Source organism: Lysinibacillus sp. UBA6686, from assembly GCF_002455205.1.
GTDB classification, from domain to species: domain Bacteria; phylum Bacillota; class Bacilli; order Bacillales_A; family Planococcaceae; genus Lysinibacillus; species Lysinibacillus pakistanensis.
Genome location: NZ_DKJS01000029.1, coordinates 1 through 24,727 on the forward strand (window position 1 = coordinate 1; position 24,727 = coordinate 24,727).

The 24,727-nt window shown below is 37.9% G+C and carries 30 protein-coding genes and 1 pseudogene; 11 read left to right on the top strand and 20 right to left on the bottom strand.

What is annotated here, in order from left to right:
* Positions 1 to 169 precede the first annotated feature (169 nt).
* A pseudogene (locus tag B2R82_RS07690) lies at positions 170 to 1,218 on the bottom strand (inorganic phosphate transporter).
* A gap of 12 nt (positions 1,219 to 1,230) precedes the next feature.
* The gene (locus tag B2R82_RS07695) at positions 1,231 to 1,932 is read right to left on the bottom strand and encodes a phosphoadenylyl-sulfate reductase (RefSeq protein ID WP_286924310.1); all 702 of its coding nucleotides are present in this window, start codon (positions 1,930 to 1,932) and stop codon (positions 1,231 to 1,233) included.
* Between the two features lie 461 nt (positions 1,933 to 2,393).
* On the opposite strand from B2R82_RS07695, the gene B2R82_RS07700 reads away from it, so the two are divergent.
* The 5 genes from B2R82_RS07700 to B2R82_RS07720 all read left to right on the top strand — a co-directional run bounded on the left by B2R82_RS07700 (position 2,394) and on the right by B2R82_RS07720 (position 6,836).
* Positions 2,394 to 3,446 carry a sulfate ABC transporter substrate-binding protein gene (locus B2R82_RS07700; RefSeq protein ID WP_286924311.1) on the top strand — a complete coding sequence of 351 codons (1,053 nt, stop codon included), beginning with the start codon at positions 2,394 to 2,396 and terminating at the stop codon, positions 3,444 to 3,446.
* An 11-nt stretch (positions 3,447 to 3,457) separates the two neighbouring features.
* Positions 3,458 to 4,288, top strand: coding sequence for a sulfate ABC transporter permease subunit CysT (gene cysT, locus B2R82_RS07705; protein ID WP_286924312.1), 831 nt, complete (start codon positions 3,458 to 3,460; stop codon positions 4,286 to 4,288).
* A 9-nt stretch (positions 4,289 to 4,297) separates the two neighbouring features.
* The gene (gene cysW, locus B2R82_RS07710; RefSeq protein WP_286924313.1) at positions 4,298 to 5,173 is read left to right on the top strand and encodes a sulfate ABC transporter permease subunit CysW; all 876 of its coding nucleotides are present in this window, start codon (positions 4,298 to 4,300) and stop codon (positions 5,171 to 5,173) included.
* Between the two features lie 16 nt (positions 5,174 to 5,189).
* A complete protein-coding gene (locus B2R82_RS07715) occupies positions 5,190 to 6,260 on the top strand; it encodes a sulfate/molybdate ABC transporter ATP-binding protein (RefSeq protein ID WP_286924314.1) in 1,071 nt (356 codons plus the stop codon).
* 243 nt (positions 6,261 to 6,503) lie between these two features.
* On the top strand, positions 6,504 to 6,836 hold the full coding sequence (locus tag B2R82_RS07720; RefSeq protein WP_286924315.1) for an S-layer homology domain-containing protein: 333 nt from the start codon (positions 6,504 to 6,506) through the stop codon (positions 6,834 to 6,836).
* A gap of 71 nt (positions 6,837 to 6,907) precedes the next feature.
* Here the strand turns inward: B2R82_RS07720 and cysI are convergent, their stop codons facing one another.
* The 7 genes from cysI to B2R82_RS07755 form a co-directional block, all read right to left on the bottom strand.
* A complete protein-coding gene (cysI, locus tag B2R82_RS07725) occupies positions 6,908 to 8,629 on the bottom strand; it encodes an assimilatory sulfite reductase (NADPH) hemoprotein subunit (protein ID WP_286924316.1) in 1,722 nt (573 codons plus the stop codon).
* A gap of 17 nt (positions 8,630 to 8,646) precedes the next feature.
* Complete coding sequence (locus B2R82_RS07730; RefSeq protein ID WP_286924317.1) at positions 8,647 to 10,434, bottom strand: assimilatory sulfite reductase (NADPH) flavoprotein subunit; 1,788 nt, start codon at positions 10,432 to 10,434, stop codon at positions 8,647 to 8,649.
* Positions 10,435 to 10,535: 101 nt separating this feature from the next.
* Positions 10,536 to 10,685, bottom strand: coding sequence for a YezD family protein (locus B2R82_RS07735; protein WP_283869335.1), 150 nt, complete (start codon positions 10,683 to 10,685; stop codon positions 10,536 to 10,538).
* On the bottom strand, positions 10,679 to 11,425 hold the full coding sequence (locus B2R82_RS07740; RefSeq protein ID WP_286924318.1) for a sirohydrochlorin chelatase: 747 nt from the start codon (positions 11,423 to 11,425) through the stop codon (positions 10,679 to 10,681). The genes B2R82_RS07735 and B2R82_RS07740 overlap by 7 nt, the downstream gene beginning before the upstream one ends.
* A gap of 12 nt (positions 11,426 to 11,437) precedes the next feature.
* A complete protein-coding gene (gene cobA, locus B2R82_RS07745; RefSeq protein WP_286924319.1) occupies positions 11,438 to 12,214 on the bottom strand; it encodes a uroporphyrinogen-III C-methyltransferase in 777 nt (258 codons plus the stop codon).
* Between the two features lie 304 nt (positions 12,215 to 12,518).
* Complete coding sequence (locus tag B2R82_RS07750; protein ID WP_286924320.1) at positions 12,519 to 12,710, bottom strand: uroporphyrin-III methyltransferase; 192 nt, start codon at positions 12,708 to 12,710, stop codon at positions 12,519 to 12,521.
* Between the two features lie 144 nt (positions 12,711 to 12,854).
* The gene (locus B2R82_RS07755; RefSeq protein WP_286924321.1) at positions 12,855 to 14,363 is read right to left on the bottom strand and encodes a leucyl aminopeptidase; all 1,509 of its coding nucleotides are present in this window, start codon (positions 14,361 to 14,363) and stop codon (positions 12,855 to 12,857) included.
* 121 nt (positions 14,364 to 14,484) lie between these two features.
* Here B2R82_RS07755 and B2R82_RS07760 point away from each other — a divergent pair, with 121 nt between their 5' ends.
* Positions 14,485 to 14,967, top strand: a complete 483-nt coding sequence (locus tag B2R82_RS07760; RefSeq protein WP_283869340.1) for a divergent PAP2 family protein — start codon at positions 14,485 to 14,487, stop codon at positions 14,965 to 14,967.
* Between the two features lie 405 nt (positions 14,968 to 15,372).
* On the opposite strand, the gene B2R82_RS07765 is transcribed toward B2R82_RS07760, so the two are convergent.
* The 3 genes from B2R82_RS07765 to B2R82_RS07775 form a co-directional block, all read right to left on the bottom strand.
* Positions 15,373 to 15,702 (bottom strand): YuiB family protein, encoded by a 330-nt coding sequence (locus tag B2R82_RS07765; RefSeq protein ID WP_283869341.1) that lies wholly within the window; start codon positions 15,700 to 15,702, stop codon positions 15,373 to 15,375.
* Positions 15,703 to 15,884: 182 nt separating this feature from the next.
* Complete coding sequence (locus B2R82_RS07770; protein ID WP_286924322.1) at positions 15,885 to 16,382, bottom strand: NUDIX hydrolase; 498 nt, start codon at positions 16,380 to 16,382, stop codon at positions 15,885 to 15,887.
* A 213-nt stretch (positions 16,383 to 16,595) separates the two neighbouring features.
* The gene (locus B2R82_RS07775) at positions 16,596 to 17,066 is read right to left on the bottom strand and encodes a MarR family winged helix-turn-helix transcriptional regulator (RefSeq protein WP_286924323.1); all 471 of its coding nucleotides are present in this window, start codon (positions 17,064 to 17,066) and stop codon (positions 16,596 to 16,598) included.
* A gap of 131 nt (positions 17,067 to 17,197) precedes the next feature.
* Here B2R82_RS07775 and B2R82_RS07780 point away from each other — a divergent pair, with 131 nt between their 5' ends.
* The gene (locus B2R82_RS07780) at positions 17,198 to 17,689 is read left to right on the top strand and encodes a CarD family transcriptional regulator (RefSeq protein ID WP_286924324.1); all 492 of its coding nucleotides are present in this window, start codon (positions 17,198 to 17,200) and stop codon (positions 17,687 to 17,689) included.
* 111 nt (positions 17,690 to 17,800) lie between these two features.
* Here the strand turns inward: B2R82_RS07780 and B2R82_RS07785 are convergent, their stop codons facing one another.
* Both B2R82_RS07785 and B2R82_RS07790 read right to left on the bottom strand, forming a co-directional pair.
* Positions 17,801 to 17,959: a hypothetical protein gene (locus B2R82_RS07785; protein ID WP_286924325.1), complete on the bottom strand. Its 159-nt coding sequence runs from the start codon at positions 17,957 to 17,959 to the stop codon at positions 17,801 to 17,803.
* 462 nt (positions 17,960 to 18,421) lie between these two features.
* A complete protein-coding gene (locus B2R82_RS07790) occupies positions 18,422 to 18,796 on the bottom strand; it encodes a HesB/IscA family protein (protein ID WP_286924326.1) in 375 nt (124 codons plus the stop codon).
* Positions 18,797 to 18,982: 186 nt separating this feature from the next.
* Here B2R82_RS07790 and B2R82_RS07795 point away from each other — a divergent pair, with 186 nt between their 5' ends.
* On the top strand, positions 18,983 to 19,675 hold the full coding sequence (locus tag B2R82_RS07795; protein ID WP_286924327.1) for a DUF2225 domain-containing protein: 693 nt from the start codon (positions 18,983 to 18,985) through the stop codon (positions 19,673 to 19,675).
* A gap of 49 nt (positions 19,676 to 19,724) precedes the next feature.
* On the opposite strand, the gene B2R82_RS07800 is transcribed toward B2R82_RS07795, so the two are convergent.
* Positions 19,725 to 19,961 (bottom strand): NifU family protein, encoded by a 237-nt coding sequence (locus tag B2R82_RS07800; RefSeq protein ID WP_004228295.1) that lies wholly within the window; start codon positions 19,959 to 19,961, stop codon positions 19,725 to 19,727.
* Between the two features lie 83 nt (positions 19,962 to 20,044).
* On the opposite strand from B2R82_RS07800, the gene B2R82_RS07805 reads away from it, so the two are divergent.
* Entirely contained in the window at positions 20,045 to 20,380 is a 336-nt protein-coding gene (locus tag B2R82_RS07805) for a YuzD family protein (RefSeq protein WP_286924328.1), read from the top strand.
* A 67-nt stretch (positions 20,381 to 20,447) separates the two neighbouring features.
* Here B2R82_RS07805 and B2R82_RS07810 read toward each other — a convergent pair whose 3' ends face one another.
* The gene (locus tag B2R82_RS07810) at positions 20,448 to 21,515 is read right to left on the bottom strand and encodes an NAD(P)/FAD-dependent oxidoreductase (protein ID WP_286924329.1); all 1,068 of its coding nucleotides are present in this window, start codon (positions 21,513 to 21,515) and stop codon (positions 20,448 to 20,450) included.
* A gap of 320 nt (positions 21,516 to 21,835) precedes the next feature.
* Here B2R82_RS07810 and B2R82_RS07815 point away from each other — a divergent pair, with 320 nt between their 5' ends.
* Positions 21,836 to 22,072 carry a YuzB family protein gene (locus B2R82_RS07815; protein ID WP_286924330.1) on the top strand — a complete coding sequence of 79 codons (237 nt, stop codon included), beginning with the start codon at positions 21,836 to 21,838 and terminating at the stop codon, positions 22,070 to 22,072.
* 84 nt (positions 22,073 to 22,156) lie between these two features.
* Here the strand turns inward: B2R82_RS07815 and B2R82_RS07820 are convergent, their stop codons facing one another.
* Positions 22,157 to 22,909, bottom strand: a complete 753-nt coding sequence (locus B2R82_RS07820) for a TIGR01457 family HAD-type hydrolase (RefSeq protein WP_286924331.1) — start codon at positions 22,907 to 22,909, stop codon at positions 22,157 to 22,159.
* Positions 22,906 to 23,358 carry a DUF86 domain-containing protein gene (locus tag B2R82_RS07825; protein WP_286924332.1) on the bottom strand — a complete coding sequence of 151 codons (453 nt, stop codon included), beginning with the start codon at positions 23,356 to 23,358 and terminating at the stop codon, positions 22,906 to 22,908. Before B2R82_RS07825 ends, B2R82_RS07820 begins: the two co-directional genes overlap by 4 nt.
* 88 nt (positions 23,359 to 23,446) lie before the next feature.
* Between B2R82_RS07825 and B2R82_RS07830 the strand changes: the two genes are divergently transcribed.
* A complete protein-coding gene (locus B2R82_RS07830; RefSeq protein WP_286924333.1) occupies positions 23,447 to 23,713 on the top strand; it encodes a DUF3055 domain-containing protein in 267 nt (88 codons plus the stop codon).
* Positions 23,714 to 23,863: 150 nt separating this feature from the next.
* On the opposite strand, the gene B2R82_RS07835 is transcribed toward B2R82_RS07830, so the two are convergent.
* Together B2R82_RS07835 and B2R82_RS07840 are read right to left on the bottom strand one after the other, a co-directional pair.
* Positions 23,864 to 24,061, bottom strand: coding sequence for a hypothetical protein (locus B2R82_RS07835; protein WP_313373278.1), 198 nt, complete (start codon positions 24,059 to 24,061; stop codon positions 23,864 to 23,866).
* A gap of 8 nt (positions 24,062 to 24,069) precedes the next feature.
* Entirely contained in the window at positions 24,070 to 24,624 is a 555-nt protein-coding gene (locus B2R82_RS07840; RefSeq protein WP_286924334.1) for a D-glycero-alpha-D-manno-heptose-1,7-bisphosphate 7-phosphatase, read from the bottom strand.
* Positions 24,625 to 24,727: the final 103 nt, after the last annotated feature.

A 24,727-nucleotide genomic window follows, 5' to 3' on the forward strand; every position in this document is an offset into this window, starting at 1 on the left:
CGCTTTGTTTTGATCGGCTTCCCCCTTTATTTGATCAGGTACCTCCTTGTTTTATCGGCTTCCACCGTTATTTGATCAGGTCCCTTCCTTTTTAATCAAATCACCCTCTGTTTTAATCCGCTTCCCCACCATTCCAATCAATTCTCCCATCTTTTAGCCACCCATTGATCTAGATACCCTCGCCAGAGTCGTATATGGAGCTTTCCTCTTCTCGCATAGTCCGCATTAAGCTGATGATACCTAGCGTTCCAACTATAATGCTACCAATTAATACGATGGCGTAGAAATCTTTTTCCAAAAATAGCTGCACTAAAAAATAAGAAATGGCTAATGAAAATATTGGGGATACAATCCAAATTCGGACGATTTTCCTAACAATTTGCTTATGCAAAATCCTTCTTCCATTTTTCGCCATTCCTATACCAATAATAGAGGATGAAGTTACTTGTGTTAATGGTACCGGAAGCCCGAAAATAGAGCTAATACCAACAAGTAGTGCACCTGTGCTAGAAATTAAAATACCTTCTGTTTTCTCGAAACGTACAATCTTCTTCCCATTTGTTTCGAGTACTCGTTTTCCAAGCAGAATGGCACCAAGCGCTACAAATGCCCCACCAAGCCAGATTCCACTCGTCACACTCATCATTCCTGCGCCAACAAGTGGTCCTACTGCATTCGCTACATTATTCATCCCCGCGGAAAATGCTTCAAAAAATCCAGCTAACACAAGGAGAATCGTTAATATCGGTCGATCCTTTAGCAAGCCCTTGATCCGTAATTTATACAGCCATTTTCCAAAGACTAATGCAATGATAAATGCAATAATCGGAACAATCACCCAAAATGACATGATGACAAACAATGATTTTACATATAGCACCTTATAAGCTATCCCTACACCTACGACAGCTCCCACCGTTACTTCACTTGTTGATAATGGGATACCTAACAGATTAGCCAGAAAGAGCGAGCTTGTTGCAGAAATCAAAATAATAAGAACAATCTTTACAGTGATGTACTCTTGTGGCATAATGCCAGCGCTAATTGTTTTTACTACCTCTCCACCACCAAGAACCGCTNNGCACAAATTAGTAAGGCCTGCCAAGCTTTAGGTATGGCCCCTGCACCGTAAGCGACACCCATAGAAGCCGCTGCTCCACTAGCACCTATATTTAATGCAAAAAATAGACTAATTGCTATTGCAACATATTCAAGCATGGCAAAGCTCCTTTATTCATGTAACCCACACTCCGTTTTACCAGATCCTTGCCATCTACCTGAACGTAAATCATCCATCGTAAAGGCTGGCTTTGTGCAATGCTCGCAGCCTATGCTCGGATAACCTGTGTCATGCAAAGGATTGTAAGGCAAATGATGCTTTGAGACATATCGCCAAACGTCCTTCCATGTCCAATGAATGAGTGGACAAATTTTAATTGACTTAAATTTATCATCACGATTGATAAAGTTTGTATTTTGACGGGTTGGTGATTGTTCACGACGCAAGCCTGAAATCCAAGCTTTTGCACCAGCTAATGATTGATGTAACGGTGTAATCTTTCGAATGTCACAGCATTTATTTGGATTAGACTTCCATAGTTCATCACCATACTGAGCTGCTTGTTGTGCTAACGTAAGCGCTGGTTTTTGCATAATAATGTTTAACTGCGGATATTTTTCTTTCACCCGCTCAATAGTTTCATAGGTTTCTTTAAAATGAACATCTGTATCTAAAAAAATAATAGTAGCATCAGGCTTCACCTTTGAAATTAAATCGACTAAGACGATTCCCTCAATTCCAAAGCTACAAGCATAAACAATCTCCTCTCCATACTCCGCAAAACTCCACTGTAAAACCTCCAGCGCAGCCTTATAGGTTTCATCGATCTTAAAATCCAGTATTGGCTCATGCCAAGTTGCAAATGTTAACATGTTATCCCCCTTATAACGAAAAAAGACGTTCTAACAAAAGACATAGTTATAACATGCCTCATTGCTAAAACGCCTCTAGTTTGACTAGCCAGCTCTTATCTGATGATTGTTTACTGGTATTTACTACCTTGTTCACAATCATTCTTCTTATTACCAAATATATACTAAATTACACCTAGTAGTCAACTAGGCTTTTTTAAAATTTAAATTATCTTTTTCAACTTTGTTCAACATGTGGTGTACGTATCTGTTTTCCTTCCTTGAACTACCATTTTTGATTTTTTCAAAAATTTTCAATCCCTTGTTGACTAATAGGAAATATATGTTTAATGTATAACTAAGATTTGAATCAAACCAATAAAAATGCTGATCAGAGGACTGAAGGCCATCTACTTAAGACGAAATATTTTCGTTCTAAGAGATGGCTTTTTGTGTTTTTAGATCAAAAAGGAGCGATTTTAGTGAAAAAAAGAAAACGATTTTTCCAATCATTAGCACTTATATCCGTGCTGACATTGACCTTAACAGGTTGTGGGACTAAATCATCTGATAGTGATACAGGTGCTTCAGATACACAAAAATCTGTGGAATTATTTAATGTATCCTATGACCCTACTCGAGAGCTATACGATGAATTCAATCAGGATTTTATAAAAAAATGGAAGGATGAAACAGGTCAAGAGGTGACTATCAAGCAATCTCATGGTGGCTCTGGAAAACAGGGAAGAGCTGTTATTGATGGGCTGGATGCTGATGTTGTTACCTTAGCCTTAGCCTATGATATTGATGAGATTGCACAGGCTCGGGATTTATTAAACAAAGATTGGCAAACGGAATTTGAAAATAATTCTACACCTTATACATCTACCATTGTCTTTTTAGTACGTAAGGGCAATCCAAAGGGCATTAAGGACTGGAATGACTTAATTAAGAAAGGTGTTTCCGTTATTACGCCAAATCCAAAAACATCTGGTGGTGCCCGTTGGAACTATTTAGCTGCTTGGGCGTATGCAGGGAAATTATATAACAACGATGAAACAAAAATAAAAGAATTTATGAATGCTTTATATAGCAATGTGGAGGTACTTGATTCAGGTGCTCGTGGCGCAACAACAACCTTTGTTGAGCGTGAAATTGGAGATGTCCTAATTGCTTGGGAAAATGAAGCCTATTTATCACTCAATGAATTAGGAGATGATAAATTTGAGATTGTCACACCTTCTTTAAGTATTTTAGCTGAGCCTCCTGTTGCAATTATTGACAAGATTGTTGATAAAAAAGGGACACGTGAAGTAGCCGAAGCATATCTAAAGCATTTATATAGTGATGCTGGGCAAGCAATTGCTGCAAAAAACTACTATCGACCAAGAAATGAAGAAATTCTAGCAAAATATCAAGATCAGTTTCCAAAACTTGAGCTCGTTTCCATCGATGATTTCGGAGGCTGGGCTGAAGCACAAGCAAAACATTTTAAAGATGAAGGTACATTTGACGAAATTTATGTACCCCAATAAGGAGGCATGTTATGACTAGTTTAACGGTTAATAAAAAGCGTCGCATCATTCCGGGCTTCCATCTTTCACTTGGTTACACCATGCTCTATGTTAGCTTGCTAGTTTTATTGCCGCTTTCTATGATTCTTATTCATACACTATCCTTAAGCTGGGCAGAGTTTGTTGATATTGTGACTGCTCCTCGGGCTGTTGCTTCTTATAAAGTAAGCTTTAGCACTGCGCTCGCTGCTGGTTTACTGAATGTTGTTTTTGGCACCATTATCGCTTGGGTGCTTGTCCGCTACCAATTTCCCTTTAAACGCATTATTGATGGACTTGTTGATTTACCGTTCGCTTTACCAACTGCTGTTGCAGGAATAGCCTTAACATCACTTTATGCACCCAATGGCTGGATTGGTCAATTTTTCAGTTTCAAAATTGCTTTTACACCGCTTGGTATTATCATCGCCCTAACATTTATTGGGCTACCATTTGTCGTGCGTACAGTCCAACCTGTTTTGCAGAATATTAGTGCGGAGGTTGAGGAGGCCTCTGCAAGTCTTGGTGCAACACGCTTACAAACCTTTGGAAAAGTCATTTTACCCGAGCTTGCTCCTGCTATTTTGACAGGCTTTTCACTAGCTTTTGCACGAGCGCTTGGAGAGTATGGTTCGGTTGTTTTTATCGCTGGAAATATGCCGATGAAAACCGAAATTACACCGTTAATTATTATGACAAAGCTAGAACAATATGATTACGCTGGTGCTACAGCCATAGCATTAGTTATGCTCATTACATCATTCATTCTCTTATTTAGCATAAATATCATACAATGGCTAGCAAATCGTCGCTTTGTACAGTAGGAGGTATATATGGAACAATCTACAGTTATTCAGCAAGCTGCTCCTGAAAAAAATAAAGCCATAGCAAAGTCTTCAGCCTTACAAGAACCCCACTTCGTACGATATACGTTGACATTTATTGCACTAGCTTTTTTAGGGTTTTTTATTGTTTTGCCACTAGTATCTATTTTCATTAGTGCCTTTCAAAAAGGCGTAGACGTCTATATGGCAGCTATCACACACCCAGATGCATTAGCAGCTATCAAATTAACTTTAACCGTTGTAGTGATTGCCGTCCCATTAAACGCAATTTTTGGTATTATGGCTGCCTGGGCATTAACGAAATTTAATTTTAAAGGGAAAAATTTATTACTAACAATTGTCGATCTTCCTTTTGCTGTATCCCCTGTTATCGCAGGCTTGATATTTATCTTGTTATTTGGTTCACAGGGTCTATTTGGTGATTGGCTCTTTGAAAATGATCTTAAGATTGTTTTTGCGCTTCCTGGGATTGTGCTTGCTACCATTTTTGTTACGTTGCCCTTTGTCGCAAGGGAACTCATTCCTCTTATGCAGACACAGGGAACCTCTGAGGAGGAGGCCTCTATTTCACTTGGCGCAGGTGGCTTTAAAACATTTTGGTATGTGACATTACCAAATATCAAATGGGGCTTATTATACGGGCTTATTTTATGTAATGCTCGAGCAATCGGTGAATTTGGTGCAGTTTCTGTTGTTTCAGGTCATATACGAGGGATGACAAATACAATGCCACTTCATATTGAAATTTTATATAATGAGTACCAATTTGCGGCAGCCTTTGCCGTTGCTTCACTAATGAGCGTCATTGCCATCATTACACTTATCGTGAAAGATATTATTGCTTGGAAATCAAAATCTGTTTAAAGGAGGCATTGCCATTATGAGCATTCAAATAAAAAACGTTTCAAAAAAGTTTGGTTCCTTTCAAGCTTTACAGGATATTTCCCTCCATATTCAATCCGGTGAACTCGTTGCTCTTCTTGGTCCATCTGGTTCAGGGAAAACTTCATTACTACGTGTAATTGCTGGTCTGGAGACCTCCGATGTTGGCGAAATTTTATTTGACGATCAAGCAATTACAGACCAACATCCTAAGGAACGAAATGTAGGCTTTGTGTTCCAGCATTATGCCCTTTTTCGACATATGACCGTATTTGATAATGTTGCCTATGGTCTTAAAGTACGTCCTCGTAAAACAAGGCCCTCAAAATCAGAAATTAAAGAAAAAGTGATGGAGCTATTACGCCTTGTTAAACTGGAAAATTTCGCTGAGCGTTTTCCCACACAGCTTTCAGGTGGGCAACGTCAGCGTGTGGCACTGGCTAGAGCACTTGCTGTAGAGCCAAAGGTACTTTTATTAGATGAACCCTTTGGTGCACTTGATGCTAAAGTAAGAAAAGAGTTACGTAGATGGTTACGAAAACTCCATGATGATTTCCACATTACAAGTATATTTGTCACACATGATCAAGAGGAGGCGTTAGATGTAGCAGATCGTATTGTTGTGATGAACAATGGCCAAATTGAGCAAATTGGTAGCCCAGATGAGGTTTATACAAACCCTAAAAGCCCATTTGTTTACGATTTTTTAGGCAATGTAAATATTTTTAAAGGACGCTTACATAATGGTAAATTAACACATGGTGAATTTGCTATTGATGTACCAGACTCACATGCACACACCCAGGATGATGCTATTGGCTACGTTCGCCCACATGATATTCAAATTGAAAAAACGGCTATTACAGGTACAGTTCCTGTCAAAATTAGTCACATTCATTTGCTTGGCCCAATCGTACAAATTGAGTTACGCCGTGAGGATATTGGCGAATTTCTAGAAGCCGAATTGTTAAAAGAGCAATTTCTTTCCCTAGAACTTAAAATTGGTGATCAAGTATATGTAAAACCAAAGCAACTAAAAGTCTTTATCCCTGATGATTTCTCCATATAAAGTTTTCATGTAGCTTACTTTCAAGCCGCTCTTTTTAATAAGAGTAGGCTTATTTTTTATGAGATTAATTATAATATGTACCCTTCTACTTAATTTTCCTAATTTACTTTTTATTTAATAATTTTAACTTTTTTCATCTATAGTACTAGACAAATAACTGATTAAGCCCATTTTAATAACATAAACCTTACCTGATTTAACCGCCTTACACGTGCATTTGAGCTAACAACTAAACGTAAAGCTGTGCCATTTAGGGATGTCCCACAAAGCCATCCATACTATGATTCTATAACGAAACTTCAACAAGCTGGTATCGTAGATGGATCAAACGGTGCATTTAATCTAAACGCATCGATGACCCGTGCTCAAATGGCAAAGATTCTCGTCCTTGTTGGTTTAACACCTGAAGGAACAACTACATTCCAAGATGTTCCTGCCACGCATTGGAGCTATGACTATATATCCGCACTCGCCGATTCTGGTATAGCATTAGGCGATAATGGTAACTTTAAACCCGATGAGCCAGTGACACGAGCACAATTCGTGGCATTTATGTATCGGGCACTGAACCTATAAATTGAAATACGCTACAAAGCCTTTGACTAGACTTTGTAGCGTATAGTAGTTTTAATCCTTCTCATTTCCTCTTATTGATGATGAAATTGTCTTCCATCATAGACTGCTGTTACATAGCCAGCTCGAATCACAAAATCACCAAAATGCTCGCCCTCTAACCGTTCCTTCGCAAAGTGCAGAAGTATTGGACGGAGCTCTGCTAAAATCTCCTCTTCACCAATATTTTCACGATAGATTTTATTAAGGCGATTTCCTGTAAAGCTCGCTCCGAGATACATATTGTACTTTCCTGGTCCTTTGCCAATAAAGCCAATTTCAGCCATAGCAGCTCGCGAACAACCATTAGGACAGCCAGACATCCGAATAACGATTTCCGTTTCGTTTAAGCCAGCCTCATCAATGATGGTTTCAATTTTTGTAATCAAGGAAGGCAAATAGCGCTCTGCTTCAGCCATGGCTAATCCGCATGTTGGTAACGATACACAAGCAATAGAATTTCGTCGTAAGGCAGAATAATGTGCACCATCAGTTAGCCTATATTCTTCAATAAGAGCTGCAATCTTTTTCTTCTTTTGTGGAGTAACATTGCCAATCATTAAATTTTGGTTTGGTGTTAGGCGGAAATCACCCGTGTGTACCTTCGCAATTTCCCGTAGCCCTGTTAGCAGCTGGTAATCTTCAAAATCCTTAATACGCCCATTTTGAATAAATAGCGTATAATGCCATTTCCCCTCTGCCCCTTTTATCCAGCCAAATTCATCACCTGTACGTTCAAATGTAAATGGACGTGCCTCTTGAATATCCCAGCCTAGACGACGTGTTAGCTCTTCGTTAAACCAATCAAGCCCTCTTGCATCAATTGTATATTTAAAGCGAGCATTTTTACGTACGGAACGATTGCCATAATCGCGTTGAATCGTAATAATTTTTTCCGCCGTTTCCAGTAATTTATCAGGTGTGATAAAGCCAATAACTCGAGCAAGCTGTGGGTATGTTTCATGATCACCATGTGTCATGCCCATTCCACCACCTACTGCAACGTTAAAGCCCACTAACTTACCTTCCTCAACTATCGCAATTAAACCGATATCTTGTGAAAATACATCCACATCATTGCTTGGAGGAACAGCTATACCAATCTTAAATTTACGTGGTAAATACAATGCACCATAAATTGGTTCAATTTCTTCCTCTTGACTATCCACTACCTTTTCACCATCTAGCCAAAGCTCATGATATGCTCGTGTTCTAGGAAGTAAATGCTCGCTTAACTTTGCAGACCAATTGTAGATTTCCTCATGTAATGCTGATTGATTTGGATTGACGTTACACATAACATTACGGTTTACATCCCCACAGGCTGCAAGAGAATCCAATAATACATCGTTAATTTCCTGCATATATTTTTTGACATTCCATTTTAAAATACCGTGTACCTGAAATGCCTGACGTGTTGTTAATTTTAATGAACCATTGCCATACTTTCTCGCCATTTCATCCATTACTAGCCACTGGGCTGGTGTAGCTGCTCCACCTGGTGTACGGACACGCACCATAAATTGATAAGCAGGCTCTAGCTTTTGACGTTGTCGTTCATTACGAAGATCACGATCATCTTGTAAATAACTGCCATGGAATTTCATCAGTCGGTTATCATCCTCTGGAATTCCTGAACTTAATGGGTTATTCATCGTACGTTCAAGTGTTCCACGCAGATAATTACTTTCACTTTTTATACGCTCTACATCACTAGGGTTTCCTGGTTGTGGAGGTAAAATAATTTTTCCTGTCATGTATCTTCTCTCCTTTATTAATAAACATCCCGTTGATAGCGATTTTGTTGTTTTAGTTCATTGACAAAGGCTTTTGCTTCCTCTGGCGTTTTTTGCCCTTGTTGCTCTATCAGACGATGTATTGTGGCATCTACATCTGCCGCCATCGTTTTTTCATCACCACATACGTAAATAACAGCCCCTTGCTCCAACCATTCATAAAAAGCTGCTGCATTTTCCTCAATTTTATGTTGCACATAGATTTTTTTATCAGTGTCTCGTGAAAAGGCTACATCCATTTGCGTTAGTGTGCCAGAAGCAAGCCAACGTTGCCAGTCTGTTTGATACAGAAAATCTGTCACAAAATGCTGATCACCAAAAATTAACCAAGCCTTTCCTTCAATCCCTAGCTCCTCACGCTCCTCTAAAAATGCCCGATATGGAGCCACACCTGTACCCGCGCCAATCATGATAATTGGTGTGTCCTGCTGCTCTGGTAATCTAAAATTAGGATTTTTATGCACATAAATTGGTAATGTATCACCAATTTGAATACGCTCTGTAATGCTACCAGAGCAAACGCCAAGACGTTGACGTCCATTTGTCTCATAGCTTACTTTCCCAATTGTTAAGTGCACCTCTTCATTATTCGCCTTTTGACTACTAGCAATGGAGTAAAGTCGTGCGGGAATTTTACGCAACAACTCTACGAATTGCTGTGCATTCCATGAAAATGGCGCAAAATCCTCCGCAACATCCAGTAAATCTCTTCCCCTTGCATAGTCTTTCCATGCGTTAGCGTCTTCTACTAACTTTGTAAACTCCTTATGCACTGTATAGGTGCTAATCTTTTGGAGCAATGGCTTGGATAGTACCGTTATTTCAAGCTTCTTTTGCAATGCTTCCCTTATTGATAATTTTTCATCAAAGACATTTACCTCAGTTTGTGGATCAAACTGTAGTGCCGTTAATAAAGCATCAACTAATTTTTCATCGTTTTCTGGTAAAATACCGATACTATCTCCAGGCTCAAAGTAGAAATTTGCCCCCTCAATGGCTAATTCAATATGACGCGTCTCTTTGTTGGAGCCCCTGCCATTTAAATTAATGCTTTCTAGCACCTCAGCATAAAAAGGATTTTTTCGAGAATATGTAGAATCCCCCAGTACGATCTGATTTGATGCCTCTACTGTAGCCACTACATCAGCCTGCTGCAGGAGCTCCTTCTGAACAGCTGAGAACCATTGTGCTGCTGCATCATCATAATCCACATCACATTCTGTGCGAGGAACAATTTGAGTAGCCCCCAATTTGGCAAATTGCTCATCGAAATCTTTTCCTGTTTTACAGAAGAATTCATAGGAGCTGTCCCCTAAAGCTAATACCGAGTAGTGTAAATTTTCTAGTTTTGGAGCACGCTTACTATGCAAAAATTCATAGAACTGTATGGCTTGATCAGGTGGTTCTCCTTCACCATGTGTGCTGACAATCAATAAGAGATTTGTAAGCTTTTTCAAATTATTCGGCTTAAATTTTCCTAATGATGAAACCGTCACATCTACATCATTGCTTTTCAATATGGACGCATATTTTTCGGCTAGACCCTGGCTGTTGCCTGTTTGTGAACCATATAAAATCGTCACAGTTTTAGTGATTGGTGTTACCGTTGACGTTACTTCCTCAGCTATAGTATTGATTGTTGCTAAAGGTGCACTTAAATAACCGTTTAGCCAAATCCTCTGCTCGCCAGTTAGTTTTGGGAGCAGCTCATTTAATAGCTTTACCTGCTCCTCATTAAATGGACTGTTTATTACTTGCAGTTTCAAAGCTTGCCACCTCACGTATTCGTATCATTTCTGTTCTTTTTCTTCGTCGAGTCAGCACCAAACCCTTATTAGGCTGGCGCTATTTTTTCTGCAAAATCAAATTATCGAAGTCTTATTTTTTCCTTTTTTTCAATTTGGACCACATAGGAATTTTGGATAATTAAAGTAATTGATCCATGACTCACAGTATTTAAAATCTGACGAACATTATCTAACGCTAAATTTACATTTTCAGTCCTTTTATCTACCATGACAGAACACCTTCCTTATGACATGCTAGTAATTCGGCAATACGTTCCACTAAAACTTTCCTTACATTATCGTCGTAGCCTAAGCTTTCACATAATGTGATAGTTCGACCCTCATATTCTTGCAGACGCTTTGTTATACTTTGTCGAAGAATTCCTGTAAACAATAAGTACGGCACGATAAATACTTGATCAGTCTTATTTTTCTTTTGCTGTAGCCATTCCTCAAAAGTTGGACCTACTCCATACAAAAAGCATGTGTCTACGGCTGTATAACCATATTTGTCACGTAGCCTTGCTGCGATTTTAACTAAATCGCTCTTGACTACTGGATCGCTACTCCCACGACCAATTAGTAAAACATTTGAATTGTTAGTAGGTAATTTTGTTTCTAAAACCCTAGTGTGTAATGTATCAATTAATAATTCATGGACACCAAGTGGTTCACCGTATGTAAATTCTACATGTGGATGCTGTTTTTTCGCTTTTTCGATTTCACTTGGAATATCCTGTTTTGCATGCTGTGCAGCTAGCAATAAAATAGGCATAATCGCAATTGCTGTAGCCCCTCGTTTTATACAGCTATCGATTCCTTCAGCAATGGTGGGTACCGCCAATTCTAGGAAACAGATTTCTTGAATTGGTATATCAATCTCCAGTTGTACGCTCGTTAGAAAGGCAATGGCTTGCTCTACACCTTCCTTTACTCGACTGCCATGAGCAATATATAAAATAGCTTGCATACATCCACATCCTTACACAGAATTTTTTACTAACTGCGGCTGTGGAACGCTTTGCTCAAACCATTGAATGGATTCCCTCAATGTAACAACCTTTCCCACTACAATAATGCTTGGATTTTGGATATTTTCTCGTTGTGCAACCTTTTCTATAGTTGCTAAGGTACCCGTAACTGTCTTTTGCCGAGAAAGTGTTCCCCAATGTATAAGTGCTACAGGCGTATCTTCATTGCGACCATACTTAAGCAGCTGCTGACGAATATAAGGAAGATTACCAACCCCCATATAAATTGCAATTGTATCAATTCCTTTTGCAAGGCTTTCCCATTGTATGGCATCGTCCTTGCCCTCTCTCATATGACCTGTAACCATCGCAAAACTTGAGCTTAAATCACGATGTGTAACTGGTATTCCCGCATAGGCTGGTGCTGCTATCCCAGAAGAAATGCCGGGGACAATTTCAAATGGAATATTATGCTGTGCAAGCACCTCTGCTTCCTCTGCCCCTCTGCCAAAAACGAAAGGGTCACCTCCCTTTAATCTCGTCACAATTTTTCCCTGCTGTGCATAGCTGACAATTGATTGATTTATATGCTCCTGTATCATGGCATGTTGCTGAGGCAGTTTACCGCAAAAGATAAGTTGAGCGTCCTTTTTAGCATAAACAAGCAACTCTTTATTAATGAGTCTGTCATACAGGATGACATCCGCACATTCGATACACCGTAATCCTTTGACAGTGATTAAATCCACATCCCCAGGACCAGCACCTACGATAAAAACTTTACCCATTTCATTTCACTCCTTCTCGTCTCTTGTTAGAGATAGAAAAAAGACTCGTATTATCCATAGGCATAGCGATGCCAATGAACAATAAGAGCCTCTAGTTTGCTAGTCAGCTACGTTTTCAATTCTTAGTAATATAATAAGAATAATAAATAATTTAGTATATTCTGTCAACAGTTTATTTCATGCCATTTTAATGATTTTTTCAAAAACAATACCAATTAACAGTCATGAAAACATTTACAAATTAAGAAAAAACCAGTTGCCGATTTAATCTCGACAACTGGTTCACATATTTCACTTATTCAGCTTAAAAAGGTCTACGATATCGTGGTGGAAATGGTCGACCTGGACGGAAATACGGTCCTGGTGGAAATGGACGAGGATAAAATGGTGGATATGGTCTAAATTGTGATCCAAGAAAACTTCCTAAAAAGCCTCCAAAAAACGGTGCACCGAATGGCCAAAAGCCTCCTCCTGGATAACCTCCGAAAAATGGCATAAGCTACCTCCCTTTTTACTTTATCGTATGTTGGGAGGGCACATCTATCACATGTACATCGCCTAAGCTAATTAACATTAGCGAGGAATAGCTTATCTACTATCAATTTCACTACCTAAATAAGTTACATTCACCGAAACGTTTTTATTTCTCTTCCCCTAATCGTTGCACAAAGTTTGCAATAGTTCTTACCATGACACCTGTACCACCTTTTGGACCTAAATCATGGACAGCAACTGCATCAGATGTGCCAGCGATGTCTAGATGAATCCATGGTGTATCGCCAACAAACTCACCAACAAAGCCTCCACCGAAAATCATATGTCCATCTCGACCTGGAGAATTATTCAAATCAGCAACATCTGATTTACGAATTCGTTTTTTATCACTTTCCGTTAAAGGCATGCGCCATACAAATTCATCTGTTTCTTGTGAAGCTTCCATAAAAGCAGCAAAGAATTCATCATCATTCGATAATGCCCCAGTTTTATCCATACCAAGTGCTGTAATCACTCCACCTGTTAATGTCGCTACATCAATAAGCGAAGTTGCACCTTGCTGTTTAGCATAGGTAGTAGCATCCGCTAATACTAAGCGTCCCTCAGCGTCCGTATTTAATATTTCGACTGTTTTACCACTATATGTTGTAATGACATCATCAGGTTTAAAGGCTGTAGCCGACACCATATTATCAGTAGAACCAATAACAGCTACAACATTTTTATTTGGACGTAATTCACCGATAATTTTCATGGCGCCAAGCACTGCCGCAGCACCGCCCATATCACCCTTCATGCCTACCATTGAATCCTTTGGCTTTAAGGAGTAGCCACCTGTATCATATGTAACACCTTTCCCTACAAGACCAATTGGATCCTCAAAGTTTTCAGTAGCCTTATATTTTAATGTGATTAAACGAGGTTCTTCATGGGAGCCTTGATTAACACATAAAATACCACCCATACCAAGCTCCTCTAATTGTGCCTTATTTAAAATCTCAACTTCAAAATCGTATTTTATGGCAAGAGATTCCGCATAATTAGCCAAGTCTGTTGGTGTCAGAAGATTCGGTGGCAAATTAATTAAGCTTCGTGCTTCGTTTACTGCATCTGCATAAATAATCCCTACCTCAAAGCTTGCCACAACCTCATCAATGTCACTAGCTTTCGTTAGTAGATGAATAGCCTCAATGCGCTTATCGACTTCATTTGATGTTGTTTTGTAATGAGGAATTGCATAATAACCAAGACCTGTTCCCTCACCAGCTAAAAATGCAACATCAGCAACAGTAATATCTTCTGTCGTAAAGGATTCAAGCCAAATCGAATATTCCTTAACCTTTAAAGCTCTTAGCTCCTTACCTACTAAACCAAACGCTGCACGTATATCGCCCTCTGTTAGATTTTTACGTTCATCTAATCCCACAAATAAAATACGTTTAAGAGTAGTGTGATCTTTCAAAAGTGGCAATTTCGTTAATTTTTTTAGCTCTGTCGATACGTCCCCTGCGCTTAGCCACGCATTAATGGATTCTCCGTAAAATGATGAAAAGCTTGCCCAATCCTGCATTTGTTCACGATGTTTTGTGACCCCTACTACCAACACTTCAGTAGAAATCGTTTCAAATGTTTTTGCTTCTTTTACAATATGCATGTTAATTCCTCCATTCATTCTTCATTATACCTAAGTTTCAGAAAACGCGTAATCATTGGCTATAGCTTCTTTTAGAAAATAATGAATGTTATAATAAAGGCAATTATAAGTGAAGGTTGTGATGATTATGAGTTTACTTCAAAATACCCCTTTACTCGTTGCCCTCTTTGCAGTTCTCTTTGCACAGTTTGTCAAAATTCCAATTCATTTTTTAATGACCAGACAAATTAAATGGGGACTGTTTACTTCCACTGGAGGAATGCCTAGCTCACATTCTGCTTCCGTTACAGGACTTACAACCTCAATTGCCTATGAAACTGGCTTAAATTCTCCAATTTTTGCTGTCGCTGCTATGTTTTCATTTATCGTTATGTATGATGCAAGTGGTGTTCGTTATCAGGCAGGTCAACATGCAGCCATCCTAAATCAGCTACGGAAGGACTTTCAAACATTGCTTCATGATTTAAAGAAATGGCCACAAATGGATGGGCAAGAAAAAATGGAAGAGCTGAAAACATTGCTAGGTCACAAGCGAAGCGAGGTTTTTTTCGGGGCACTAACAGGAATTTTTATCGCCATCATCACCTACCAATTCCTATTATAAAAAGGACACTTCTTCAAGATGGGGCTGTGTTAGAAAATCAATTTCGCCTTGGCGTAATTGCGTCCGGATTTTGAATTGTGCCCAGGCCTGCACGATGCAGGTCAGTTAGCCGTTTTCGCAGGATGCGAAGATGTTAGGCTAACATCCTTTTTTCATTCCTCTGAAAATCCGTGACATCCGCAGGAGGCTTTAGGCCAACACGATGTTGGTCACTCAGGCGTTTTCACAGAATGTGAAGATCTTAGCCTGAGTTCCTCTATTTCAGTAGGTGTTTGGACACCCACTGAAAAGGAATCTAAACCACTTTCAACTCACCACCTGTAGAGGTGGTAGTCTTCTGCTGAATGAAGATAAAAAATCAGTATTTATCTCTCATCGATGCATGGAGATAAATACTGAAGCTTGTTAAAACATTCGATATCCACTTTTTCGTAAATAAATCATGACAATCCCAGCTACAATAGAACCTGCAAAGCCACCAGATAGAATAGCAATATCTACAAATTGCAATGCTTGTAATTTATCGATCAAAGCTGGAAACGCAGAGCCTGGCTTGAAAATATAATCTAAAAAGCTTACATCATCGACAATGAAAATAACAACGATTGGATACACAATTGCCATTAACCATGTCATGCGCAGAAGCATATTTAATAAAAATCCGATACCAAAGAACATGACGAAAAATAACAAAATTGAAATGATTAGCTGAACTAATGAAACTGGACCATCCATGTATGTATAACCTCCGTTTTCCTCTCACTAGTTTACATGATTACGACAACGCTTTCAATGAACATAGCCTTGTTTTCGCTTGTTCGTCATATTTAGGAAAATCATTTCGATTTTGCTATGCCTAACATTTTATAGAAGGGTAAGGATTCTTTACAGCTCCAAATATCCGTCACCCACCATTATCATTTTTTAAAGAATAATCGATAGGAGGAGTAGCCAAAAACATCGCCTGGATTAATGCCCTCAATCCCCTGCAATTGGTGTTTTTCAAATTGATTGGAGGCCATCTCTCTTAACATAACGGATGTCATTTCATCTTGTGCCAGCTCTTGTGGATACATCCATCTTGCTTCTAACAATTCATTTTCTTGTATACAAATCAGCTGTTGCTCATCTATCATTCGACAATAGAAAATGGCCATATTATCACTAATTTCACCCTGAATAACACCTGTACGAAAACCAATTAAGCCTGATACATAACAATCAATGCCTGTTTCTTCTTTTAATTCTCTGACAACAGCCTCATCCACCGTTTCACCCGCATTGACAAATCCAGCTGGCAATGACCATCTTCCCTTTAAGCCACTATATGCTTTTTTTACAACTAACCATTGACCAAGTTCATTCACAGCAACTCCAGCAACACCTAACCAAACTTTCCCTCTATCCTTTTTCATCACATTCACCTCTTATATCAATATTATAACGGCTCATTTTCTATACGGTGAAGCATTAATTCAGAATTTTTAGTGCTTAGCAAAACAATTTGTCTAAAACACAAAAAGTCGATTTGCATCATATTTTTGGCAGCAAATCGACTTTTTCTGTGCCCTTCATAATCAAAGGAGGCTAGTGATACTACTCTAAGAATTCTGAACGTATTCCATTCCTTAGAGTGAATCCTGCATTTCTAAATGTTCCACTTGCCAATTAAGCCTTAAGATATGTTTTAATTTGGTCACATGCTCTTCGCCTATCGTGTTGATAAGTTGCTGCTCAATTTCAGCTTTGTATAGTTCATTTTTTTTATAGCATTCTTCACCAAATTCAGTCATACGAATAGCTTTATGTTTCTTACTATGTTCAACTTTACAAACTGTTACAAGACCTTTGGCTTCCAAATTTTTTATAAATTTGTGGGTTGCCTGTCTAGAAAAATCAACATCCTTAGCCACATCTGAAATCGTAAGTTGCTGATTATATATTTTTCCCAAAATACTCCATTCGGAATTAGAAATATAAATATGATTATGTTTATTCCACTTCTCTTCAGCAAGCCGTCGAAGTATTTCATGACGCTCGCTTAATAAATCAATGACATCCCGATTTTGCAATTCGTCCTTCAACTTTTTCACCTTCATTCCCTATTTTTTCGTTAATAATATACAAAAAAAAATACCAATCGTCAACTAAGTTGACAAAAAATATTAATTGGATTATACTTAATTTAGTCAACTTGGTTGACAATTTATTTTTGTTGGAGGGAATTTACATGTATAGTGTTGGCGATGTAGTCATTTATTCATCACATGGTCTTTGTTCAATTGAAGATATCTGTGAGCAAACTTTCAGCGACATTACAAAAACTTACTACGTTTTACATCCATTAAATGATTCAAAGTTAACCATTCGTACCCCTATTGACAATGCAAAAAAACAGCTTAGAGACATTATAAAAAAAGATGATGCCCTCAAAATTCTTCATTCATTTACTTCTCCTGGTGTTGAATGGATAGAACAAAACACACATCGTATGCGATATCATATAGAAATCATTAAATCTGGTGATCGACAAAAGCAAGCAAATCTCTTAAATACTTTACTAAGAAAAAAGCTTGAATTTCTAGCACTAGAAAAAAAATTCCCAAATCAAGAAGAAAAATTACTTCAAACCTTACAGGAATCCATTTTCTCGGAGTTTTCGATTGCCCTTAATAAACCATCAGAAGAAATTTATGAAGATGTATTAACAAAACTTCAATAAGCATTTTTGGGTACATAAAGAAGCCACAATAATCTCAAAATCGAGGTCATTGTGGCTTCTTTTATATTTAATCAAATCTAGTCTATGTATACACCTAGCCAATATGTAGTGTTACTGTCTGTTTTCAACAAATAACAAAATTAGTGTTGCCAATGGACCTAATACAAGAGAAAGTAAAAACCAATTTAACCCCGTTCTGTTCTTCCCTTGTGCAAGTGCAGCATTTATCAACGCCAATGTACCCCAACCTACGAAATATTCGTTATCCATTATCTGCCCCCCATCTTATTTAACAATCCTGCACCGTTAGTGAATATTTCTTCATAAATTTGATTATAACACATCCAAATAACATGCTTCATTAAAGGTGTCGATACTGTTATTGTATATCATCGTCACTTGCGCAAAACGTAGATTTAACGTCCATTAAATCAGGTATAAAACCAATAGAAACAAGTTTTAAAAACATAATCATTGAATCCTGCATAAGTACGTTGATCGCAAATAATTCGAAGCTTGAATAGACCGATTATGTACGGACATTAATTAATTCATTTTCTCGCTTCCTCATTCTTGCTATAAGCCGTTTAATTAAAAAAGCGCTTCTTTCCATATCGATATTCAATACGTAAGAAAGCGCATTTAGCGTATATATTCAAATATCCTATAAAAACCAACTAACAACTAGTCAGTTTAAATACGTAAGATACGTTCTACTGTCAGTTCAACTAATTATTCACAAACCTCAGGCGTACCTTCACGTTTCGCTGCTCTGAAAGATGTGCCGCAGCCGCATGATGCGATAGCATTTGGATTATCGATTGTGAAGCCACCGCCCATTAGCGATTGTTTATAGTCAATTTTTGTTCCCATTAAAATCGGCGCATCTTCGCGGGAAACAAGAATTCTTAAACCATGTTGTTCATCTTCAATATCATCATCTTTTTTCTCTTTATCAAAATGCATCCCATAAGACAGACCACTACAGCCTCCGCCATTCACAGCTACACGTAAAAAAGAACCTTGCTCTTCGTTATGCTCCATCATTTCTTGAATATGAAAACCAGCTGCCTGTGTAATTTCAATTACTTGCTTTGAACTTGTCATCCCAATCACCTTCCTTCTTATATAACATCATATCAATTTTGACCATTGTATGACAAACATTCAGCTTCGAGCGTATTTTTAGCAATAATTCTAATATTTTTCACATAAATAGTATTTTTTATTCATGTTTATAGAAATTACATTGGTATAATAGTTATAACGATGTCGATGAAAGAGGTAAAAAATATGGAGATTTCACCTTATTACGAAAAAAAAATTCAATGTCTTAATTGTAAAAAAGATTTTCCTACATTAAAAGTCCGCTCTAAATTCATTAAGGTCGACCATACAGAAACGGACTTTCAGCCTATTTATGCTGATGGGATTAATGCTCTTTACTATAATGTTTTTGTTTGTGAGCACTGTGGCTTTTCCTTTACAGAAGACTTTACCAAATATTTTGCACCTGGTATTCAAGATGAAATTCGCACGCAAATTACTGAAAAATGGGTACATCATGATTTTAAAGGAGAGCGTACTGTATTTCAGGCAATTCAAGCCTATAAGTTAGCCTTCCTTTGTGGCACTATCAAAAAAGAAAAATATGTTGCCATAGCTGGTCTCGCATTACGTCTCGCATGGCTTTATCGTTCCCTTAACAATAGTGGTCAGGAGCAGCGCTTTATGAAATTGGCTCGGGATCAATATATGGAGTCCTATTCAACAGAGGATTACAGCTCAACCCAGATGTCTGATGTACGTATCATGTATATGATTGCAGAACTATCAAGACGTATTGGTGATATTGAAAATGCTACACGCTTCTTTTCAAGGGTCATTGAAAAACAAAGCATTGGTGGGGAAGCAAAAATTATTGATATGGCAAAAGAACAATGGGCTATCATCCGAGAGGAAAAAGAACAGTCACGCCAACATTAAAAAGAAAAAAGTTCTAGCTTGAATGGTCAGCTAGAACTTTTAAAATTGTTTAGAATACTTGCTCTACCTCAACGATACCAGGTACTTCTTCTAATAGTGCACGTTCGATACCCGCTTTAAGCGTAATCGTTGAACTTGGGCAACTGCCACAGGCGCCTAGTAAACGTAATTTTACAACGCCGTCCTCTACATCTACTAATTCACAGTCTCCACCGTCACGTAGTAAGAATGGGCGTAATTTATCTAATACCTCTTGTACTTGGTCGTTAATTGTTGCTTCAGCCATTTATCTCGACTCCTTTCCTTATAATGATTATAATGTTAGCAACAGAAAAAATCCAATATAGTATCACGGGGAGAGGAAATACAATGGGACAAATGAAACCAATGATCGAAATTTATGGAACGGCAGTTATCTGCGCTAGCTGTGTAAACGCACCTTCTTCAAAGGATACATATGAGTGGCTACAGGCAGCGATTGATCGAAAATATCCAAACCAAGCTTATGATATTCGTTATGTAGATATTGAAGGTCCAATTGAGAATGAACGAGATCAAGATTATGCAACTCGCATACAAGATGATGAATTTTTTTATCCATTAGTTTTAATAAATAATGAAGTAGTGGGAGAAGGTTATGTGCAATTAAAGCCTGTCTTTTCAGCGCTTGAAAAAATGGGCTTCACTCCAGATGAAACCGTATAAAAAATAAAATGGATTGCTTCAACTGATTACAATTGAAGCAATCCTATTTTGGCTCTAAATGGCTAGGTTAATCGTTTTGGTATTTATACAGCCATAATAGTCCTGATTTCATCAATCGAGCTATACGTCCTGTTACAGTTGTGTCTGCTAAATAAGCAAAGCCCTGTTTTTTACCAAGTGATCCCATAAAGCCTTTTAATTTAATATCTGGCATCTTCTCTGGTAAATTTTCACCTTTCCAACGCATACGAAGCACTTTCACAATATGCTCTGCTTGTTCCTCAGCTAGCTGAGCACTAGGGGGAAAATCCGACGAAGCACAATCCCCAACAACATATACATGCTCATCATCAAGGACATTAAAATATTGCGTTACTAGTGGACGACCTTGCTTATCTTTTTCAACATCCATCTCACGCACAATTTTCACTGGCTGGACACCAGCAGTCCAGACAACCGCATCCAGTGGAATTTCATCTTCATGATTAAAGATTTTACCAGGCTCAACCTTTGTGATATTCGAATTGGCAATGACATCAACATCATGCTTCACAAACCAAGCCTTCACATAGTTACTCAATTTTTCTGGGAAGTCCTTCATAATACGCGGACCACGGTCAAATAATTTTATCTTTAAATCTGCGCGACTTTCACGAAGCTCACTTGCAAGCTCAATCCCACTTAAACCAGCCCCTACAATTCCGACTGTAGAGCCCGCTGGTAAACCACAAAGTGCTTGGAAGGTTGCACGTGATTTCGCCATAGTTTGAATGCTAAATGTGTACTCCTCTGCACCTGGTACACCGTGATATTTATCTTCACAGCCAAGCCCTACGACTAAATCATCATATTCAATACGTTGCCCATCTTCTAGAATGACTACTTTTTCAGCACGATCAATGTTAACGACTTCTCCATATACAGCCGTTAAACGTTCATGCTCCGGGAAGCTTACACGAATTTCTTTATCTGTTGAAGTCCCTGCTGCTAATGCATAAAATTCTGTTTTTAAACTATGGAAAGGGGCTCTGTCTACTAGCACGATTTCCGTGTCTAATGGAAGATTGTTTGGTAACAAACGAAGCATGACACGCATATTGCCGTAGCCGCCACCTAAAAGTACTAATTTTCCCATAATAGTCTCCTTTTATACCTCTTATAATAATTGTTCACAAAGTATCCACAAATGAGTATAACCGATTGTGAGATGTTTCACAATATAAGAATGCAATTTTGTGAAAGATTTCACAAAATAAATGATTACCTGCATTTTTCGAATGATTTTCGTAGTATTTGCATTTCATCATTACAGCTCTAATCTCCTCACAGTTCCCTTTAATTCCTTTTTTTTAAGAATTTTACTATAAATTAAATTCCTCCTTCAGCTCAAGGTAAACTTAAATTATTGACGAAAGTTTTAAAAGCGAGTAGCATTACTTTGGTGAGGTGACATGTATGAATCCAATGGTTGAATTTTGTATAAATAATTTAGCAAATGGCTCTCAAAAAGCATATGAAATATTAGAGCGTGATCCAAACATCGACGTTTTGGAATATGGCTGCCTCAGCTACTGTACGAAATGCTCAGAATCCTTTTATGCAATCGTCAATGGCGAATTAGTGGAGGCTGACTCTCCTGAAGCGTTAACAGAAGCCATCTATCAATTTATAGAAGAAAATCCTCTATGGTAGACAATAAAGAACAACTATATTAAATTTGAACATATGAAAAGGATGTTATGCCAAAATTTCGACAAAACATCCTTTTTAATTTTATTAAATTAAAGCCTCTATAACATAAGTTGGCTGCTGTTCTTTCTCTAACACACTACTTGTTGGTGTTACACCTGTATTAACATGAATAGTATCACAGCCAAAACGAATACCACACATGATATCTGTATCATAATTATCGCCAATCATGACCATCTCTTCTTTAGTAAAACCGTGCTGAGAAGCAATCATCTCAAGCATAGCAGGTGATGGCTTGCCAATATAAATGGGTTCAACATCAGCAACCTCCCCAACTAATCGAGCAAACGCCCCATTTCCAGGAAGAAATCCATATTCAGTCGGGAATTTAATATCTTGATTTGTTGCGATAAACGTTGCACCTTTTTGAATAGCAATTGTTGCCTTGGCAAGTGCCATATAATCCAAGGTGCGATCAATACCCATAACGAACACCTCTGGCTCTTCCTCAACAGGCTCAATACCTTCATTTAATAACGCTTTACGAATACCATCAGAGCCCATCATGGCAACTTTTTGACCTGGGAAGTTTCTCGCAATATATTTGGCTGTCACCAGTGCACTTGAGTAAATATGTTCAAGGGGTGCATTTACACCAACGGCGATTAAAGCCTCCTGCAGTTGCTCTCTAGTCTTAGAAGAATTGTTTGTAACATAGAAAGGCTCAATACCAATTTGCTGCAAACGTTGAATAAATGAGATTGCAGAAGAGATGCCCTCTTTTCCACGATAAACTGTACCATCTAAATCAAAGCAATATGCCTTATAGTTTTTCATTGATGATCCTCTGGTAAAAATGCAGATACCGGGCCAAGTTCATTTGTTAAATAATCGTTTACGGCGGGTGGGAACTGCTTTAATGCAGGTAGACTTGCTGTTAATACTTCGATTACTTCCTGAATATCGACCTCTATAAACTCACGAACAAGCATTTTACGTAAGCCTACAACTGCTTTTAATGGCCCTTCCATTTCTGTTGATACAACTTTTTCATCGATTAATATATCAATAATATCCTCATAGCTTCCCGGATCACGCATAATGAAGCCGTCTATCATCAAATTTCCAACATCCATCATTGACTCCATAATATTGTGACCAATTCGCTCGATTGCTAATTTTTTAATATCATTTTGCAGCCAGTTATCTTCTGTCTCCAAAATAGCTAATAATCCATCTAAGTACTGTAAATTTTTTGTGATTTTATTACGATCTACAAAATACACAAGGAAAGCCCCCATTCAAATCTTTAAAAGTTGATAGTTTTTTCTCTTCTATAGTACCATATCTATAGGACTGGAAGGAGATTAAAAGATGGAACGTTTTTTTTTATATGATGATGTAGAGGATACAAAAACACGCTTTGTTAGTTTTGCAGGAAAAAAGCTTCGTTATGATTTAGCTATTTTGCAATCGGGTCGTTTTTTTGGTAAAGTGCTTGTCATGGATATTCAATTTGGACGCTTCGCCATTATTGGTCCAGACGATATAGAAGAGCCTGGCTATCTTGAGCATGTTTACAATCGTTCAGAGGAAGATACTATTGAATTACGAGAATATTTACGTGAATTATTGAATTAACACCCTTTAAAAATAGGGTGTTTTTTTATAAGAGACTCCTTAAGAATTGACCACAAAAAAATTCCGCTTTCTACAAGCACCTTGCATGTATAGCAGAAGATAGCGGAATTTTTTGGTAACAATTATAAAAATAATTTATCCAACCATAAGCTAATCATTAGTCAAAATAGAAGGATTATCTTTATTTCGTGGCTTATTATCATTCTCATTATCGTTTTGCTTTTTAGCTTGTTTATTTTGTCCAATAACACCTAAGTCGTCGACACTAATATCAAAACCATACCCGTACTCCTCACGGTCAACTGTTTTTTTATTGTGCTGTTCTTTAGTCAAGTTCATCACCTCCATTTAGTAAACTATCCTTTTTCATATGATTTATACGTGACTCCTTGTGCATCTTCAATTATCCAATTAGCTGCACTTATTAAATCTGGAAAAATTGCGTCTGCTAATGGATCTCTTTCACCTAAAAAAACACCTTTGGTTCCTGCCCGTTTTCCCGCTATAATATCCGTGTCCGTATCTCCCACCATGTAGGATTTGGATAAATCAATATTATACTTTTCCCCAAGATCTACGATGAGTTTACTATTGGGCTTACGGCAGTCACAGCCCGACTTTGGTTTATGTGGACAATAGACTACTTCGTGTATAATGGCACCGTCCTTTTTTAATTCCTTCATCATATGCTCATGTATTTTTTGAAGCTTTGACTCTTTCATAAACCCCAAGCCAACCCCACCTTGATTGGTTACCACAAATATATAGTCAAAGTACTTATTTAATTTTTTTATAGCCTCTGGCACACGGGGCAGGAAATAAAAATCCTTGGGCTTATTCACAAACTTAACACGATTCGTTAACACCTCATTAATTACACCGTCACGATCTAAAAATACAGCTTTTTTCATCTTAGCAACACACCTTTAATTTTAAATATACATTTATTAGTGTGCCCCAAATTACAAAAAATCATCTTTTACAAATTTAAAAAATACTATTATGTCAATGAAA

Bases quoted from the DNA above. Each gene is read 5' to 3' on its own strand.
- B2R82_RS07695 (WP_286924310.1), bottom strand. From the start codon at position 1,932: ATGTTAACATTTGCAACTTGGCATGAGCCAATACTGGATTTTAAGATC.
- cysT (WP_286924312.1), top strand. From the start codon at position 3,458: ATGACTAGTTTAACGGTTAATAAAAAGCGTCGCATCATTCCGGGCTTC.
- cysW (WP_286924313.1), top strand. From the start codon at position 4,298: ATGGAACAATCTACAGTTATTCAGCAAGCTGCTCCTGAAAAAAATAAA.
- B2R82_RS07715 (WP_286924314.1), top strand. From the start codon at position 5,190: ATGAGCATTCAAATAAAAAACGTTTCAAAAAAGTTTGGTTCCTTTCAA.
- cysI (WP_286924316.1), bottom strand. From the start codon at position 8,629: ATGACAGGAAAAATTATTTTACCTCCACAACCAGGAAACCCTAGTGAT.
- B2R82_RS07735 (WP_283869335.1), bottom strand. From the start codon at position 10,685: ATGGTAGATAAAAGGACTGAAAATGTAAATTTAGCGTTAGATAATGTT.
- B2R82_RS07740 (WP_286924318.1), bottom strand. From the start codon at position 11,425: ATGCAAGCTATTTTATATATTGCTCATGGCAGTCGAGTAAAGGAAGGT.
- cobA (WP_286924319.1), bottom strand. From the start codon at position 12,214: ATGGGTAAAGTTTTTATCGTAGGTGCTGGTCCTGGGGATGTGGATTTA.
- B2R82_RS07750 (WP_286924320.1), bottom strand. From the start codon at position 12,710: ATGCCATTTTTCGGAGGTTATCCAGGAGGAGGCTTTTGGCCATTCGGT.
- B2R82_RS07755 (WP_286924321.1), bottom strand. From the start codon at position 14,363: ATGCATATTGTAAAAGAAGCAAAAACATTTGAAACGATTTCTACTGAA.
- B2R82_RS07760 (WP_283869340.1), top strand. From the start codon at position 14,485: ATGATTATGAGTTTACTTCAAAATACCCCTTTACTCGTTGCCCTCTTT.
- B2R82_RS07765 (WP_283869341.1), bottom strand. From the start codon at position 15,702: ATGGATGGTCCAGTTTCATTAGTTCAGCTAATCATTTCAATTTTGTTA.
- B2R82_RS07770 (WP_286924322.1), bottom strand. From the start codon at position 16,382: ATGAAAAAGGATAGAGGGAAAGTTTGGTTAGGTGTTGCTGGAGTTGCT.
- B2R82_RS07775 (WP_286924323.1), bottom strand. From the start codon at position 17,066: ATGAAGGTGAAAAAGTTGAAGGACGAATTGCAAAATCGGGATGTCATT.
- B2R82_RS07780 (WP_286924324.1), top strand. From the start codon at position 17,198: ATGTATAGTGTTGGCGATGTAGTCATTTATTCATCACATGGTCTTTGT.
- B2R82_RS07785 (WP_286924325.1), bottom strand. From the start codon at position 17,959: ATGGATAACGAATATTTCGTAGGTTGGGGTACATTGGCGTTGATAAAT.
- B2R82_RS07790 (WP_286924326.1), bottom strand. From the start codon at position 18,796: ATGACAAGTTCAAAGCAAGTAATTGAAATTACACAGGCAGCTGGTTTT.
- B2R82_RS07795 (WP_286924327.1), top strand. From the start codon at position 18,983: ATGGAGATTTCACCTTATTACGAAAAAAAAATTCAATGTCTTAATTGT.
- B2R82_RS07800 (WP_004228295.1), bottom strand. From the start codon at position 19,961: ATGGCTGAAGCAACAATTAACGACCAAGTACAAGAGGTATTAGATAAA.
- B2R82_RS07805 (WP_286924328.1), top strand. From the start codon at position 20,045: ATGGGACAAATGAAACCAATGATCGAAATTTATGGAACGGCAGTTATC.
- B2R82_RS07810 (WP_286924329.1), bottom strand. From the start codon at position 21,515: ATGGGAAAATTAGTACTTTTAGGTGGCGGCTACGGCAATATGCGTGTC.
- B2R82_RS07815 (WP_286924330.1), top strand. From the start codon at position 21,836: ATGAATCCAATGGTTGAATTTTGTATAAATAATTTAGCAAATGGCTCT.
- B2R82_RS07820 (WP_286924331.1), bottom strand. From the start codon at position 22,909: ATGAAAAACTATAAGGCATATTGCTTTGATTTAGATGGTACAGTTTAT.
- B2R82_RS07830 (WP_286924333.1), top strand. From the start codon at position 23,447: ATGGAACGTTTTTTTTTATATGATGATGTAGAGGATACAAAAACACGC.
- B2R82_RS07835 (WP_313373278.1), bottom strand. From the start codon at position 24,061: ATGGAGGTGATGAACTTGACTAAAGAACAGCACAATAAAAAAACAGTT.
- B2R82_RS07840 (WP_286924334.1), bottom strand. From the start codon at position 24,624: ATGAAAAAAGCTGTATTTTTAGATCGTGACGGTGTAATTAATGAGGTG.